We start from the raw sequence: 15,403 nt of genomic DNA, 5'->3' as shown, positions 1-15,403 counted from the left end.
CTAATTTACTGATGTTATATATAAGCTAATACCTGTTGATTTACCATCCTTCACTAGGCGTACAAAGTGGATTGGTGTCAAGTTCTTTGGCTGGTATCGGGAAGTAGTTGAACTTATTGATATTATCGGATTTGCCAGTCTGATAGTTTTTATAGCGGGTATCATCACAAGTTTTTAATGTCTGCTCTAACAATCCCCATCTGCGTAAATCGTAGAAACGTTCGCCTTCCACAAAGAATTCAATGGCGCGTTGGTGTACCAGATCTTCAAAAACCCCTTCTTTGGTTATTGGGCCGCTATAGTCATTCAGGTTGGCGCGTCGGCGGATTTGATTAATATATCCGATAGATGTGTCTAAAGCCCCTTTGTTCATATAGGCTTCTGCCAGCATCAATAATACATCGGCATAGCGGATGGCTCTTTCATTGATGAATGACTTGGGAGGTGCCGGTTCATCTTTTTGAGTCTTCCAGTTCTGGTATTTCAAAATCCAGTATGTTTTCCACTTGTCTTGTGCAAAAACTTCCCTGAAAGGTCTTTGGTAGTAAGTGCATCCCTCATAGTCCCATGCCACAGAACAGCGGGCACGATAATCAAAATTGCCGTCTTTGTCTTTTTCCTTCCAGAAGATATCCATAATTTGCTGGGTAGGATTTGCTTCATACCATCCTCCGACTTCAGCAGCGGCATATTCTTTAGGGCGGGTATTGGATTGGGTGGAATTGATATTTTCTCCATCTCCCCAAAGATCTGTTCCACCCACATCTTCTATCAATAACTCGAAAATACTTTCGGCATTGTTTTCATGAGTGTCATCAAAATTCCAATTAAAGTCCTCTACTAGTTTGTAGGTGTAAGGATTCTGCGTCAGAGGCTCGAGGACGTTTATCGCTTCTTGCCAATTTTCTTCATAGACATATATTTTACCCAAAGCGGCATAAGCGGCTCCTTGTGTAGGCTTTCCTATTTTATTCGTTATGGGCAATAGGGAAGCAGCGGTTTTTAAATCTTCTTTGGCTTGTGCCCATATATCAGCTTGTGATGATTTTGCTAAAGGGAAAGTCGAGGGAGATTGGGAGGCTGTCAGGCGGAGAGGGGCGTCTTTAAACTCTTTGGCTAACTGGAATAAATAGAAGCCACGTATGAAAAGACATTCTCCTTTTACCGAATTTTGAAAATCGGTAGAAAATTGTTCTTTCTTTTCTTCCAGTTTTTGCATAATGGAGTTGGTACGGTACAAGGCATTGTAAAATTGATAGAACATGCCTTGTGTCAGTGAGTTTGTATTACTATTAGTAAAACGGTTTACTGTATATACATCCGAAATATCGTTGCGGAAGTCGACTTCATCGGCTCGGGCTATTCTCAGCATTACACCGCGAGTTCCATAATAACCGCCGTTTAGGGCATTCTTCAGTGGAGTATAGCAAGAGGTCAAGGCCAGATTGAAATCGGTTTCATCTTTCCAAAAAGTATCTTCTGTTGCTTGGTTGAGATTGGCCTGGTTTAATTGATCTTCGCAGGAACTGAATAGCATGCCTGAAATCAATATGGTCAATGTCGTTTTAATATATGTTTTCATAAGATGTTTATTTTTAGAATGTTACATTTAGTCCTAACATGAAAGTACGGTTAGTCGGGTAAATAAAATTATCAAATCCCCGATAATTGGCATTGTCTGCATTGACATCCGGTGAATATCCGCTGTAACTGGTGATAGTAAATAAGTTTTCAGCGTTAATATACACACGGGCATGCTGTATGGCACCTTTAAACCATGTCTGAGGAAATGTATAACCTAATTGAACACTGCGGAGACGCAAATAAGAACCATTTTCAAGATAACGGTCGGATTCTGCACGGGTATTACGGTTAGGATCATCCCATGTCAGACGTGGATGGGAGGCATTTTTGTTTTCAGGAGTCCAATAATCCAGGCAACTTGCCAGAAAATTGGAACCTTTGGTTACATCTTCTAATGTCTGACGGGTTGCATTATAAATTTTATTTCCTAACACTCCTTGCAGTCCGATTGATAAGTCGAAATTTTTGTATCTCATATTACCATTCAGCGCGAAAGTAAAATCGGGAAAAGGACTGCCTTGAAATACACGGTCGTCGTCATTGATAACGCCATCGTTGTTGGCATCTACAAATTTTATATCACCCGGTTCGGCGGCTGGTTGTATTTTTTTACCGTCTTTGGCATATGCGTCTACTTCTTCCTGACTATTGAAATATCCGGCTGTAGAGATAAGCCAATAACCTCCAATAGGATATCCGGCTTTGGTTTCACTGGTAGTGATGTTTTGGTTGGTAGAACCGCCTTTGATAGATCCGCTTTCACTTCCCATGGCTATTACTTTGTTTTTATTGAAAGACCCAATTAAGTTGATGCCATACGAAATATCCGGATTGGGTTGGTCCATCCATCCTAAATTGAATTCAAAGCCATTGTTACGTATCTTGCCCGCATTGCGTATAGGGTCATTGGCACCACCGGAAGAGATAGGAATAGGAACGGTCAGCAAGATATCTTTTGTATTTTTCACATAATAGTCTGCTGTTAAGCTTAGTCGGTTATTAAAAGCCATAAAATCAATGCCGACATTAGTCATAGCGGTTTCTTCCCATTTTATATCCGGATTGGCAAAATTTTTAGGAAATGCTCCTTGAAGCAGACCACCGTTGCCATCGGGATAATTGATGCCGGTAGTGATGGTGGAGGAATATTGATAGTTATCGATTTCTTGATTTCCTAAAACGCCATATCCGCCACGAAGCTTTAGCTGATCAAGCCAATGCACGTTTTCCATGAACTTTTCTTCGGCCACATTCCATCCTAATGAAAAAGAGGGGAAGTAACCATATCGATTGTTCTTACCGAATTTGGAGGAACCGTCCCGGCGGATAGTGGCGGTGAATAAGTATTTATTTTGGTAGGAATAGAATACGCGTCCGAGAATAGAGGTAAGGACACTTCTCCATGAATTGCCTTCGTTGCTGCGATTGGTTGTGGCTGCATCTATTTCTTCTAATCCCTGGGGTAATCCTTCACCATAGGCTTGTATGTGGCGGAATCTGCTGTCTTGATAGGTATAACCTGCCAATGCTGAAATTTTATGCTCTCCGAACGTACGGTCGAAAGTTAATAAATTTTCAACAAGTATATTACGTCTCCTTCTTTGTCTTTCTGTTAATTGGGTGATGCTGTTGGTCGCTAATCCAAAATCATATTTATTGAGATAATTCTTATATCTTTCGAAAGAAAAGTCTGGAGTTAAATTCAGTTTGTATTTTAGTCCTTTAAAAAGTTCAATTTGTGCATACAAGTTAGCGAATATTTTTACATTTTCGTTATAACGGTCCATGATGTTGTCATCAATAATGGCCAATGGGTGAGGAATGTTTACCACATCACCATATGTGCCACCATATCCACCTTCACGAGTATCATCATATTTTTCCAAAGTAGGAACACTTTGCAGAATGGTGCCAATCATGCCGCCTCGAAGTTCCTGGTGAAGGGGCTTGTCATGACTGAATGAAATAATGAGATTTGTTCCAGCAGAGAATATCCCTCTTTTATAATCATTCTTGGATTGGATATTATACCGTTGGTAATTGGTACCTTTTACAATACCGTCTTGGTTGAAATAACCTAAGCCGGTGTAATAAGTGGAATATTTTCCACCACCTTTTACAGACAAATTGTAGTTTTGCATCAGTGCGGGGCGAAACATGATGTCTTGCCAGTCATTGTCTGGTTTGTTAGCCAGATCGGTAGCCATGTCTAATGCCGGTTTGCCGATAGCTTGACGGGCTATAGTGGTAACTTCTGCCCATCCTTTGGCATCTAGCATATCAAGAAATTTGCTGGCAGTTGATATACCTAAGTTGACAGATAAATCAATGATAGGTTTTCCTTCTGTGTTACTTCCTTCTTTGGTAGTGACAATGATAACACCGTTGGCTGCACGGGAACCGTAGATAGCTGCGGATGAGGCATCTTTCAATACGTCAATGCTGGCAATATCATTGGGGTTGATATGATCAATACTGTTCATATACATGCCATCGACAATGTAAAGAGGGGAGGCGTTGTTTAGCGTACCAATACCGCGGACCATGATACGGGTTCCCGAACCTGGGGCACCACCTTGAGATACGATGTCTACCCCTGCAATTTTGCCTTGCAGCGCCTGGCCGATGTTGGCGTTACTTTGTGTATTTAGTTTTTCTGTGTTAATGTTTGCAACAGATCCTGTCAAGTCTGCTTTTTTCTGTACACCGTATCCAATGACTACCACTTCATCAAGAGTTTTTGTATCTTCTTTTAATAGAAAACGGATACTTTTTTGGTTGTTGATAACCGTTTCTTGTGTGAGGTAACCAATGTAGGAAACTTCGATAACAGATTGTGGTTCGGCTTTAATACTGAAGTTGCCATCTATATCTGTGATTGTACCTGTTGTGGTTCCCTTTATACGGATGTTGGCTCCGATAATGGGTTCTCCGCTGACATCTGTTACCGTTCCCGTTACTGTTTTAGCTTGTTGTTGAGCATGCAAGTCTTTAATAGCTTCTGTAGTTAAAATAATGTGTGTACCTTCCAGTTCATAGTTGATACCGGTCCCTGACAGAATTCTGTCCAGTACTTGTGCTACGGCTTCATTTTTGACCTTTACGGAAGTAATTTTGTTAATATCTACTTGGTTATTGTAGATAAAAAGATAATCAGTTTGGTTTTCAATTTCATTCAGGATCTTATCCAGTTTAACATTATTCATACGTATGCTGACTTTTGCATTTTGAGAATGGGCATTCCCAGCATACGAACAGAACACACAGACCATCAATAGGAAAGTGGAAATTCTCATAATTCTAAAGATTTGTTTAAATCGGGGATTTTTGAAGCAATATCTCCCCGACAAAGTGTTATTTTTCATACCTTTGCGTTGATTTAAATAGATTTTTTTACTTGAAAAATTGTTTTGAGTCTATGCCGGTAAGTGCGGCAACACTTATCGGCATTTTTCTTTTTAAGGTTAACTTGAGCTTTTCTTCATAGGCTTGTTGTTTTTAGGTTAGTATTGTCTGGTCAATTGATGTAAATAATTTCTTCATCGTTGGCTCTTTCATATTTAAAATGGATATCCCTTTGCAGCACTCTTAATGCATAATCAATACCGTCTGCTTGACGGAACTTGCCATTATAGGAATATTTCAATACCTTTTTGTTATTGATGATGATCCGGATACCATAATATTTTTCAAAATCTTCCATGATGGTCTGGAAAGGTTCATCTTTAAAACAGATCAAACCTTCTTTCCAGCGGTAAGGAGTGAAATCGTTTACTTTGGTAACTGCCAACTGCCCGTCTTTTACATATGCTTTATGATGAGGCTTCAAGGTTATTGTCTGTTCAGGAAAGTGCTGTGAGGTAACTTTTACACTACCTTTCATTAAAGTTGTTTCAAACGCCGTTTGGTCAGGATAAGCATCTACATCAAACTGTGTACCCAAAACTTCAATGTCATATTTGTCTGTCCGTACAATAAAAGGAGTTTTTTTCTTCTTGGTTACATCAAAATAAGCTTCTCCTTTTAAAAAAACTGTTCGTTGCTTTTGGCTGAAAGTGACCGGATATTGTAAAGTGGTACGGGCATTCAGCCATACATTAGTTCCATCTGGTAAAGTAATATTGGTACGTTGTCCTGCCGGAACAGATACTGTATTCATGGCAATGACTTCATTTTCCGATTTATATTCCTGATATAAATAGTTAATGGTAAGCGTCAGTATGATGACGGAAGCTATTTTCAGCCATTGACGAATAATTTTGGGAATTCGTTTGGTGGAAATGCAGTTATTTGTAGTTTGGTCATCATGCACCATGAGGGCATCGAACAATTTACGCTCTTTGTAAAAAATGCGCTTGTTCTCTTCGGATGCTTCCATCCATGCTCTTATGTCCATGCCTTCTTGTATAGAAGTAGTTCCGGCAAAAAAACGATGTAGTTTCTCTTTTTCCATTTTATTGCATTCTTTTATGCTTCTATATAAACAGCACTTCAGAATGGAAAATTCCTAGTGGCATTTCATAAAAAAATAGAGAAAGAGTGGAAAATAATCTTTTAAGTTAGTCTGAAGCATCTTTAATGCCTTGTTTATATGGAAATCTACTCCTTTGGGGGTGATATTCATGAGAACTGCAATTTCCTTATAGGATTTGTTTTCGTATCGGCTCAACATGAAGATAGTACGGGTTTTTTCGGGCATGTCGGTGAGGGTTTGTTGGACGAGTTCTTGAATTTCGGAAATAAAAAGCTCATAAGGTTCGCATGCTTGTAAAGTGGCGATCCGGGTATTCAGTTCCCATTCATAGTAATCTTTTATTTTATCCGAGTATTCTTCATGAATTTGCTGATGACGCAGATAATTCAGGCATTTGTTTTTTATAATTGTTAAGATATAGGCTGGAATATTGGAATCTTCGCTTAAGGATTGCCTGTTTTCCCAATAATACATCATCGCCTCAATAGTAATATCTTCTGCTGTGGTTAAATCTCTGACATAAGTATTGGCGAAGCGTACAAAACGTCTTTGAAACTCCTTGTAGAGTTGGTTAAAAGAGGTAATGTCTTCTTTATAGTGCTTTATCTGGATGGGGTCGGTCATCTTATGCGTTGTTTGATTCATGATTAGTACAAAAATACATTTTTTTTATTAGTACTACAATTTTTCGAATGTGAAACGTATGAATCACCTGTAAAAATATGGAGAGTGTAGGGGGATATGCTTATTTTGTATCAGAAGGTACGCTTTCCGCTGACCCGAAGTTCCTTTTCTTTTTCTTTCTGAAAACATTTTTTTATACGTTTTTCGAGTTCGAAAACGTATACCGTTAATGAATTCAATTATTTTTTGTCCGACTTTTGTCCGACTGTTTTAAAAGTAAAGAGGATAAAAGATTGTGATTCAATCATTTATCCTCTTTTTAGTTGCGGAGGCCTGACTCGAACAGACGACCTTTGGGTTATGAGCCCAACGAGCTACCAACTGCTCCACTCCGCGATGTTGTGTTTTGATTACGGGTGCAAAGGTACGGCTTTTTTTCTAATCTCCAAATTATTTCTGCATCTTTTTCTCAAATAAAATAATCTTTTTATCTAATGTGTTGATATATAGAGTGTATGTAATATGTTAATTAACATTTACTTTAAGATTATACTTTATTTGTTTGTGTGGTACAAAGAAAAAATGTAATTTTGCTCACATATATATGTAATGTGCAATTGAACTTATATGGCAGTATCAAAGACTAGGGCTAAATTGGTAGACGTCGCCCGTCAGCTTTTTGCGAAGAACGGGGTGGATGATACGACAATGAATGATATAGCGGTGGCTTCCAAGAAAGGAAGACGCACGCTCTATACGTATTTCAAGAGCAAAGAAGACATTTATATGGCAGTGGTGGAGTCGGAGTTAGAGATGCTGTCGGGCGCTATGGAGAAAGTGGCTGAACAGGATATCGCTCCTGATACGAAAATACTGCGGCTGATAGAAACACATCTGGACTCTATCAAGATGGTGGTGTTCAGGAACGGAACTTTGCGTGCCGGCTTTTTCCGTGATATATGGAGAGTGGAGGCAGTGCGGAAGAATTTTGACCGAACGGAAACAAAGCTGTTCAGGCAGGTGTTGACGGAAGGAAAGGAAAAGGGAATCTTTGATATAGACAATGTGAATATCGTGGCGGATATTGTGCACTATTGCGTGAAGGGAATTGAAGCGCCTTATATACGTGGTCAGATAGGTGAGGAGCTGGACGATGAAACAGGATGGGCATACGTGGCAAAAATTGTGTATGGCGCATTGGGACGCAAAGAACAGAATAAGGAATAAAATTAACTTTATAATTATAAAATCAAAAATTATGGGATTATTAACAGGAAAGACTGCGATTGTGACAGGTGCCGCTCGTGGTATTGGTAAGGCGATTGCATTGAAGTTTGCTGCCGAAGGAGCAAATATCGCTTTTACAGACTTGGTAATTGATGAAAACGGTCAGAATACAGAAAAAGAAATTGCTGCGTTGGGTGTAAAGGTGAAAGGTTATGCTTCTAATGCTGCGAATTTTGAGGATACTGAGAAAGTGGTTAATCAGATTAAGGATGATTTTGGTTCTGTTGATATTCTGGTAAACAATGCAGGGATCACGAAAGATGGCTTGATGATGCGTATGAGTGAGGCACAGTGGGATGCGGTAATCGCTGTGAACTTGAAGTCTGCCTTTAACTTTATCCACGCATGTACTCCGATCATGATGCGTCAGAAGAGTGGGAGCATTATTAACATGGCTTCTGTAGTGGGTGTTCACGGAAATGCCGGTCAATGTAATTATTCTGCTTCAAAAGCCGGTATGATCGGTTTGGCTAAATCCATCGCTCAGGAATTGGGATCTCGCGGTATCCGTGCCAATGCCATCGCTCCGGGATTCATCATTACGGATATGACAGCCAAATTGTCTGACGAAGTAAAAGCTGAGTGGGCTAAGAAGATTCCTTTGCGTCGTGGAGGTACTCCTGAAGATGTGGCGGATGTGGCTACTTTCTTGGCTTCTGATATGTCTTCGTATGTATCAGGACAGGTTATCCAGGTTGACGGCGGTATGAACATGTAATATGATAGTTGTTTACGAGGATAATCATATTATTGTAGTCAATAAGACTTCTTCTGAAATCGTTCAGGGAGACAAGACCGGTGATACTCCTTTGTCGGAGATGGTGAAACAATACCTGAAAGAGAAATATAATAAGCCGGGCAATGTTTTCATTGGGGTGACCCACCGCTTGGATCGTCCCGTCAGCGGATTGGTGGTGTTTGCCAAAACGAGCAAGGCATTGCCCAGACTGAATGAGATGTTCCGTAATGGTGAGGTGAAAAAGACCTATTGGGCGATAGTGAAAGAGTGCCCCAAGGAAACGGAGGGTGAGCTGGTACACTATCTGGTACGTAACGAGAAACAGAATAAGTCTTATGCATACGATAAGGAAGTAAAAAACTCCAAGAAAGCTGTACTGCATTATAAGCTTATCGGCCATTCTCAGAATTATTATTTATTGGAGGTGGATCTGAAAACCGGAAGGCATCATCAGATTCGTTGCCAGTTGGCCAAGATGGGATGTCCCATTAAAGGTGATTTGAAATATGGCTTTCCACGTTCCAATCCGGATGGCAGTATTTGCCTGCATGCTCGGACGGTACAGTTCGTTCACCCTGTGTCGAAGGAAATGATCCAGTTGACTGCACCGGTACCCGAAGGTAATTTGTGGAACGGCTTTGAGATGGATTAAAGATAGAAAACAAAAAGGGAATGCTTCCCAGCATTCCCTTTTCTTACTTTTAGGCATCTTTCATTTACTTCAAAACTTCTCCGCTTTCGCTGAAAAGTACAGTGCTTTCAGTTCCCTCTTCATCAGTTAAAACAACCTTGTAAGTTTTAGTTCCATCTTCGTTCGCTTCTACGGCAGCTTCTTTGATAGTAGCTTCTGCATAGTTCTTTGTGATAGCTTCCTGCACGGCAGCCGGAAGGTCTTTCACTTCAATAGGGGTAAAGTCATTTATCATAGTTACGGTCACAGAGTCCACCATAAAGTTGTCGGCGAATGCTGCTGATGTTCCTAATCCCATTACCAATGCTGCTGCAACAAATAACTTTTTCATAATTGTAGGTTTTTACTGTTAATACTATGTTGTTTAGTTTTCTCTGATAACAGAAAAACAATATCTGTGCCAGAAAACGGGATTGTTTTTTAAAGTGCTGATATTTAGCAAATTGCCTTCGATTGGGATGAAAGGAAGATGGGAAAAAGTGTGGAATATGGGGAATATCTTGTGGAATTATTCCACATGGCCGATGGGGGAATGGGGTATATACTGTAAGGTTGTGCCCTACTGGAACAGCAGGGGTAACAGCCTTACGGTACAGTAGATTCTTGTTGGTAAAGTTATTGAATATCGTACAGCTTCAATTTGTTATATAAAGTTTTCCGGTCTATGCCTAATAAGATGGCGGCTTTACTTTTATTATTTCCTGTTTGCTTCAATGCCTCAAGGATACGTTTCTTTTCTGCCGCTTCATCATGCAGGCTGAATGTCTGCGGACCGGCGGACCTTATAGGTTCCTGCAGCTCATAACCTAATTCGGCAAGGGTGATGAAGTTGCTCTGTGCCAATAGGGTGGCACGTTTTACTATATTTTTCAATTGCCGGAGGTTTCCGGGCCATGAATACGTTTGTAAAGCTTGGCTGGCAGCGGTATCAAACCCTATCAGCTGGCGGTCCAGTTCTCTGTTTGCCTGATCCAAAAAGAAATTGGCGAATAGCAGGATATCTTCTTGCCGCTCTTTTAATGCCGGCATACGAAGGGTGAATTCATTGATGCGGTGGTAAAGATCTTCGCGGAAGTTTCCTTTTTCAATGGCCTGTTGCAGGTTCTCATTGGTAGCGCTGACCAGTCGCACGTCTACCTCTATTTCTTTATTGGAGCCGACCGGACGGATACGTCTTTCCTGCAAGGCACGGAGCAACTGTATCTGTACTTCATAACTTAAGTTGCCTATTTCATCCAGAAACAAAGTACCTCCGTTGGCTTCTACGAATGCTCCTGTTTTGTCGTTTAACGCCCCTGTGAAGGAGCCTTTGACATGACCGAAAAATTCGGAAGCTGCCAGCTCTTTGGGGATAGAACCGCAGTCTATGGCAATGAATGGCTTGTCGGCCCGTTTGCTTAGCTGATGAATACGGTGCGCCACATACTCTTTACCTGTTCCGCTAGCACCGTTTATCAGCACGGACATGGGGGTGGGGGCTACCAGACCTACATAATTGTAGAGTTGGCGCGCTGCCTCGCTTTCCCCCTCCAGAAAATTAGAGGGAGGAACGGTTGCACTGTGGGGAACGGCTTTGTTCTTAGATGCTTTGGGCGCGACTGTGTTCTTTTCTATTCCTACCGGTGTGGGTAAAGCTTTGTTTTGCAATGCCTCATTAATTTTCTTCAGCAACTCATCCGGTTGTATCGGCTTTGAAATGTAATCACTGGCTCCATGTTTTATAGCCTGTACAGCGCTTTGGATGTCAGCATAGCCTGTCATGATGATGAGTGGGATGTTATATTTCTGTTCTTTCATCCATGAAAGCAAGAAGATACCATCTTGATCAGGCAGGCGCAGATCAGACAAAACAAGATCGTATGGTTGTGCATCCAGTTGTTTGCGTGCGCGCGCATTACTGCTTGCTGTATCAACCGAAAATCCTTTTTTACCCAGCCAAGTTTTCAACATGGTGGCAAAAGTCAAGTCATCTTCTACTATCAGAATGGAATGTGGCATCTTTATGTGGTTTTTATTCGTGCAAAAATAAGCTTTTTTCACGGTGTACCGAAACACGGACTCTATTTCTAATACCTTTTAACTTAACAGGGCTTAATTCTTCATGCTTCATTCGGTATTTCGATCTGCTTTTTTGCTTCGTCAATTACTTTTTCTATTTCTTCTATTATAAAGTTTGTTTTCTCTATCGCTTCTTCACCGATTTCGGTTGTCCCTCGTCTTTGTTCCATCCATGTCAGTGCAGGAATGCAACGGGTAGCTCCCAGCATGGTGAACAGTGGCAACAGTTTATGAGCTATTGCCGTGATGTCTTCCATATTCTTTTTCGCCAATGCTTCTTCCATACACTCTCGGTTCTTTTTTGTTTCGCTGATGAAGGTACGGAGTATTTCTGAGGCTGCTTCCGGATCATCTTCCGAGAAGGCGGTCAGGGCGGAGAAATCCAACGTCTCTTGTTGGGGATGATTTTCTTTGGCCGGTGCTATATGGGGAGTCGGATTTCCTGTGGCGGGTACATCCTTTCCTGTGACCTGGAAGATGGCTGTAAACAATTCGTTTATGGTGAAAGGTTTGTGCAGGCAACCGGCAAAGCCATGTGAACAGAAATAATTTTCGTCCATATCGCTACGGGCGGTCAGGGCGATCACCGGCAGGGTTTGCACCCATGATGTGTCCAGCGTGCGGATGGCTTTCAATAAGTCGAATCCGTTCATGGCAGGCATTTGTATGTCGGTGAGTAAGACGTCGAAGCGCTTTTCTTTCAATTGGTTGAGGAGCTCTTCGGGATGATGGCAGCAGGTCACAGTCACTCCGGGGCGTTCCAGCATGGCGGTGGTAAGCTGTAACTGTATGCGGTCGTCGTCAATTAAAATCAGGTGAATCGGCTCACTGTCTTCGCGTGGAGTGTCTGTTTGCCGGATCCCGGTTGCGTCAGGGGAAGCAGGAGTATGTTCTGCTCCCGGTCCGGAAAGATTTTCATCCGGATGGGAAGGACCCTCAGGCAAAGGCAGATATACATGGAAGCAGCTGCCTTTGTCTTGTTCGCTTTCTATCTTGATATCCCCTTCGAGCAGAAGCACCAGTTTACGGGTGATGGCCAGTCCCAAGCCGAATCCTTCTTGTCCTTGTGCATTATGGAGCCGGGTGAATTCCTGAAAGATACGTTGTTGCTCTTCTTGGCTGATACCGCATCCTGTGTCACTGATACTGAAATGCAATTGGCCGTTTTCCAATGCTGCCCGCAGGGTGATGCCTCCTTCTTTAGTGAATTTCAGTGCATTGGATAGCAGATTCTCCGCTATTTGGCGGATACGGAACGGGTCTCCTATGTATACGCGGTTCAATGATTCGTTGCAATGATAGTTCAGTTCCAGCTGTTTGGAGTCTGCCATCGGTTTGAAGCTAATATAAATGGTGTCGAACAGTTGGTGGGGGTTGAACGATACCTGGTTGACGTCCATTTTATGTGCATCCAGCCGGTGGTAATCCAGCAGGGATTTGACCAGGCTGAGCAGGTGATTGGCTGAACTCTGCATATTGTTCAGATAGAAACGCTGGCGTTCTTCGGTAGTGATCCGCTCCAGCAGGTCGGTATAGCCCAAGATGGAACCCACGGGAGCTTTGATATCGTGGGTGATGGTCAGCATTAGTTTTTCACGCGCCGCCAATAAGTCTTCGGCGCGACGTTTGGCTTTTTCCAGTTCTCGGCGGTAGTGGTTGCTGCGAGTGATGTCTCTCCATATCAGGACCAGAAAGAAAATAGCCAGAACCACAGCGACAATGGCGATTCCCGCCACTGTGCGGATAGAGCTTTGGCGAATATATTCCTCTTGTATATGTTTGTTTTGGGCCAAAGCTTGCTCTTCCTCCTCTATAGTACTTAATAGCTGATTGACTTTCTGACTTAGTTTCAAGCCGCTGAGGCGCAGGGACTGGGTGCGGCGATTGACCATTTCCATACGTTCTTGTTGGGTATCGGTTACTCGGCTCTGTATGTTTTTCAACATGGTGACCACAGTATCTGCCGGACTGTATGCCTCGGTCAGCGTATCGGTATATTCTTCCTGAATCACATTGTTGACCTGTGTGGAATCTGCTTTTCCGGGCGAGAACACTTCTCCCAAACGTTTGAAGAAGCTTTTGGGCTTTTTACGAATAATATAAGAATTGGTGTGTGTGATTACTTTTTTTCGTACATGGGGAAGGCTGAGCAAGGAATCTTGCTGGGCGATCAGTTCGTCTATATGCTGTTTGTAAAGTATATCTGTCCCACCGTCCTGAATTGCTTTCAGCAGGTTGCGCATATTCCGTTCTTTATCCATGAAAAGCATTCCTACGGTATCCAGTCGCGCCAGTTGTATGCTGTCTGTCAGCAACGTGCGTAGGGAGTCAAGTGCCGTGGTGGCTTGTTTCATGGCTCGTTGGTATCGGTAGTATTGTTCTATTTGTCCCGTACTGAGTGATTGTCCGATGACTTCCGCCTGATAGAGCTGGCCGATAATTTGGTTGGTGACATGGCGCCGTTGGCTCAGGATGGCTTCATCATCACCGGTTCCGGACAGTGACTTCATTTCTTGATAGATATATCCGATAGATATAAAGAGCAGTGCAGTCAGCAGAATATAGCCGAATGCAACTTTCAGCTTGGTGGAACGGTTGGGCAGGCTCATGGTGGTTTTATTTTTATTTCGTATCACGGTTAAAGCGCAGGTAATAGAGTATTCCGGCTGTAGTCAGTCCGAAAGGAAATGCCATCCATATTCCTATGATTCCCCAATCCATGATGAAACCGAAAAAATAGCCGGCCGGCAGGGAGATAAGGAAATAGGCGATGAATGCGATATACATCATGGGTTTCACATCTGCGATTCCACGAAGGGCATTGGCGAAATTTATCTGTAATCCATCACCAAACTGGTAGATGATGAACGGAATGATAAGTTGTGCTACCATTACGCTGACCGCCGGACTGTCGCTGAACCATCCTCCCAGTTCGTTACGCAGCAGGAAGATGGGCAGGGCGCCTATCAGTGCGATGAGCAGCATGATATGGAATCCGGCGTATGCAGAGCGCCTGACGTTCATCCGGTCATTCTGTCCGCGGAAGTTGCTAACCCGCACGGCAACGGCTGCTCCCATGCCATAATACATCATAAAGCAGATTTGGGAAATGGCGAGCATCACTTGGTGGGCCGCCAGAGCAGTAGTCCCGATCCATCCCACCATAATGGCACTGAGACTGAACGAAGCAGTTTCCATTCCCATCTGCATGGCAATGGGCCATCCCAGTTTGTTCAGGTGCAGGAAGTCTGCCCGGTTGAGCGTATTGTGTAGAAAGCCTTCTTTATAAATATGATAACGTCGGGTACAGAAAAAAATGACGGCGAACACGATCACCATCATGATACGGGAGGCCAATGTGGAAATTCCCGCTCCCAGCAATCCCATTTCGGGCATTCCCAGTTTACCGTAAATCAGAATATAGTTGCCGATAATGTTCATTACATTTCCTGTCAATAAGATCCACATGGAAACGCGGGTATCGGTTATGCCGTCGGCAAATTGCTTGAAACCGTTGAAAAGCAGTACAAACAACAAGGATATCAGTAAAACGATGAAGTAGGGACGCATTAAAGGCAGCAGTTCTTCGGGTTGCCCCAGTCGGTGGATATTCAGATAAAGTATCCACATGATGAGTGTGAGCAATACGGCCAGCAGTGTGTTGGCAAACAGGCTGTTCTTCAGCATTCGTCCCACTACATGGGTTTCTCCTCGTCCGAACAGACTCCCTACGATAGGAGTCAGCCCGTATGAGAATCCGGTAGCGAAAATAATGGCCAAAGTAAACATATTGTTGACAAAACTGGCGGCGGCTAATTCATTCGTGCTGTGATGGCCTATCATCAATGTATCGGCAAAACCCAAAATGATGACACCTATCTGGCCGATAACGATAGGGATACCTAAAGTGAAAAGTGCTTTGTAATGTTGCATGGTTAATAAATTG

General features: G+C 42.6%; 11 protein-coding genes and 1 tRNA gene. 3 read left to right on the top strand and 9 right to left on the bottom strand.

The annotated features are described in order from the left end of the window. Positions 1-40: 40 nt before the first annotated feature. The 5 genes from BVU_RS01985 to BVU_RS01965 form a co-directional block, all read right to left on the bottom strand. Complete coding sequence (locus BVU_RS01985; RefSeq protein WP_011964734.1) at positions 41-1,582, bottom strand: RagB/SusD family nutrient uptake outer membrane protein; 1,542 nt, start codon at positions 1,580-1,582, stop codon at positions 41-43. Between the two features lie 13 nt (positions 1,583-1,595). After that, positions 1,596-4,949, bottom strand: coding sequence for a TonB-dependent receptor (locus BVU_RS01980; RefSeq protein WP_011964733.1), 3,354 nt, complete (start codon positions 4,947-4,949; stop codon positions 1,596-1,598). Between the two features lie 152 nt (positions 4,950-5,101). Beyond that, a complete protein-coding gene (locus BVU_RS01975; RefSeq protein WP_005852890.1) occupies positions 5,102-6,037 on the bottom strand; it encodes a FecR family protein in 936 nt (311 codons plus the stop codon). A 54-nt stretch (positions 6,038-6,091) separates the two neighbouring features. After that, the gene (locus BVU_RS01970; RefSeq protein WP_005840110.1) at positions 6,092-6,682 is read right to left on the bottom strand and encodes an RNA polymerase sigma-70 factor; all 591 of its coding nucleotides are present in this window, start codon (positions 6,680-6,682) and stop codon (positions 6,092-6,094) included. A gap of 323 nt (positions 6,683-7,005) precedes the next feature. Further along, positions 7,006-7,078 (bottom strand) — tRNA-Met (locus BVU_RS01965). 231 nt (positions 7,079-7,309) lie between these two features. Here BVU_RS01965 and BVU_RS01960 point away from each other — a divergent pair. Genes BVU_RS01960 through BVU_RS01950 form a run of 3 tightly spaced genes read left to right on the top strand, consistent with a single transcriptional unit; the run spans position 7,310 to position 9,360 of the window. Continuing rightward, entirely contained in the window at positions 7,310-7,909 is a 600-nt protein-coding gene (locus BVU_RS01960; protein ID WP_005840108.1) for a TetR/AcrR family transcriptional regulator, read from the top strand. 31 nt (positions 7,910-7,940) lie between these two features. Continuing rightward, positions 7,941-8,687, top strand: coding sequence for a 3-oxoacyl-[acyl-carrier-protein] reductase (fabG, locus tag BVU_RS01955; RefSeq protein ID WP_005840106.1), 747 nt, complete (start codon positions 7,941-7,943; stop codon positions 8,685-8,687). Position 8,688: 1 nt separating this feature from the next. Continuing rightward, the gene (locus tag BVU_RS01950; protein ID WP_005840104.1) at positions 8,689-9,360 is read left to right on the top strand and encodes an RluA family pseudouridine synthase; all 672 of its coding nucleotides are present in this window, start codon (positions 8,689-8,691) and stop codon (positions 9,358-9,360) included. A 64-nt stretch (positions 9,361-9,424) separates the two neighbouring features. Here the strand turns inward: BVU_RS01950 and BVU_RS01945 are convergent, their stop codons facing one another. The 4 genes from BVU_RS01945 to BVU_RS01930 all read right to left on the bottom strand — a co-directional run bounded on the left by BVU_RS01945 (position 9,425) and on the right by BVU_RS01930 (position 15,390). Beyond that, on the bottom strand, positions 9,425-9,730 hold the full coding sequence (locus BVU_RS01945) for a hypothetical protein (RefSeq protein WP_008667669.1): 306 nt from the start codon (positions 9,728-9,730) through the stop codon (positions 9,425-9,427). Between the two features lie 284 nt (positions 9,731-10,014). Beyond that, positions 10,015-11,397 carry a sigma-54-dependent transcriptional regulator gene (locus BVU_RS01940; RefSeq protein WP_005852895.1) on the bottom strand — a complete coding sequence of 461 codons (1,383 nt, stop codon included), beginning with the start codon at positions 11,395-11,397 and terminating at the stop codon, positions 10,015-10,017. Positions 11,398-11,498: 101 nt separating this feature from the next. After that, complete coding sequence (locus BVU_RS01935; RefSeq protein ID WP_008667667.1) at positions 11,499-14,066, bottom strand: hybrid sensor histidine kinase/response regulator; 2,568 nt, start codon at positions 14,064-14,066, stop codon at positions 11,499-11,501. A gap of 13 nt (positions 14,067-14,079) precedes the next feature. Beyond that, the gene (locus tag BVU_RS01930; protein ID WP_008667662.1) at positions 14,080-15,390 is read right to left on the bottom strand and encodes an MATE family efflux transporter; all 1,311 of its coding nucleotides are present in this window, start codon (positions 15,388-15,390) and stop codon (positions 14,080-14,082) included. Between the last annotated feature and the right edge of the window lie 13 nt (positions 15,391-15,403).

The sequence above is a fragment of the Phocaeicola vulgatus ATCC 8482 genome, from assembly GCF_000012825.1.
GTDB classification, from domain to species: domain Bacteria; phylum Bacteroidota; class Bacteroidia; order Bacteroidales; family Bacteroidaceae; genus Phocaeicola; species Phocaeicola vulgatus.
This window is presented reverse-complemented; position numbering and strand designations above follow the sequence as displayed.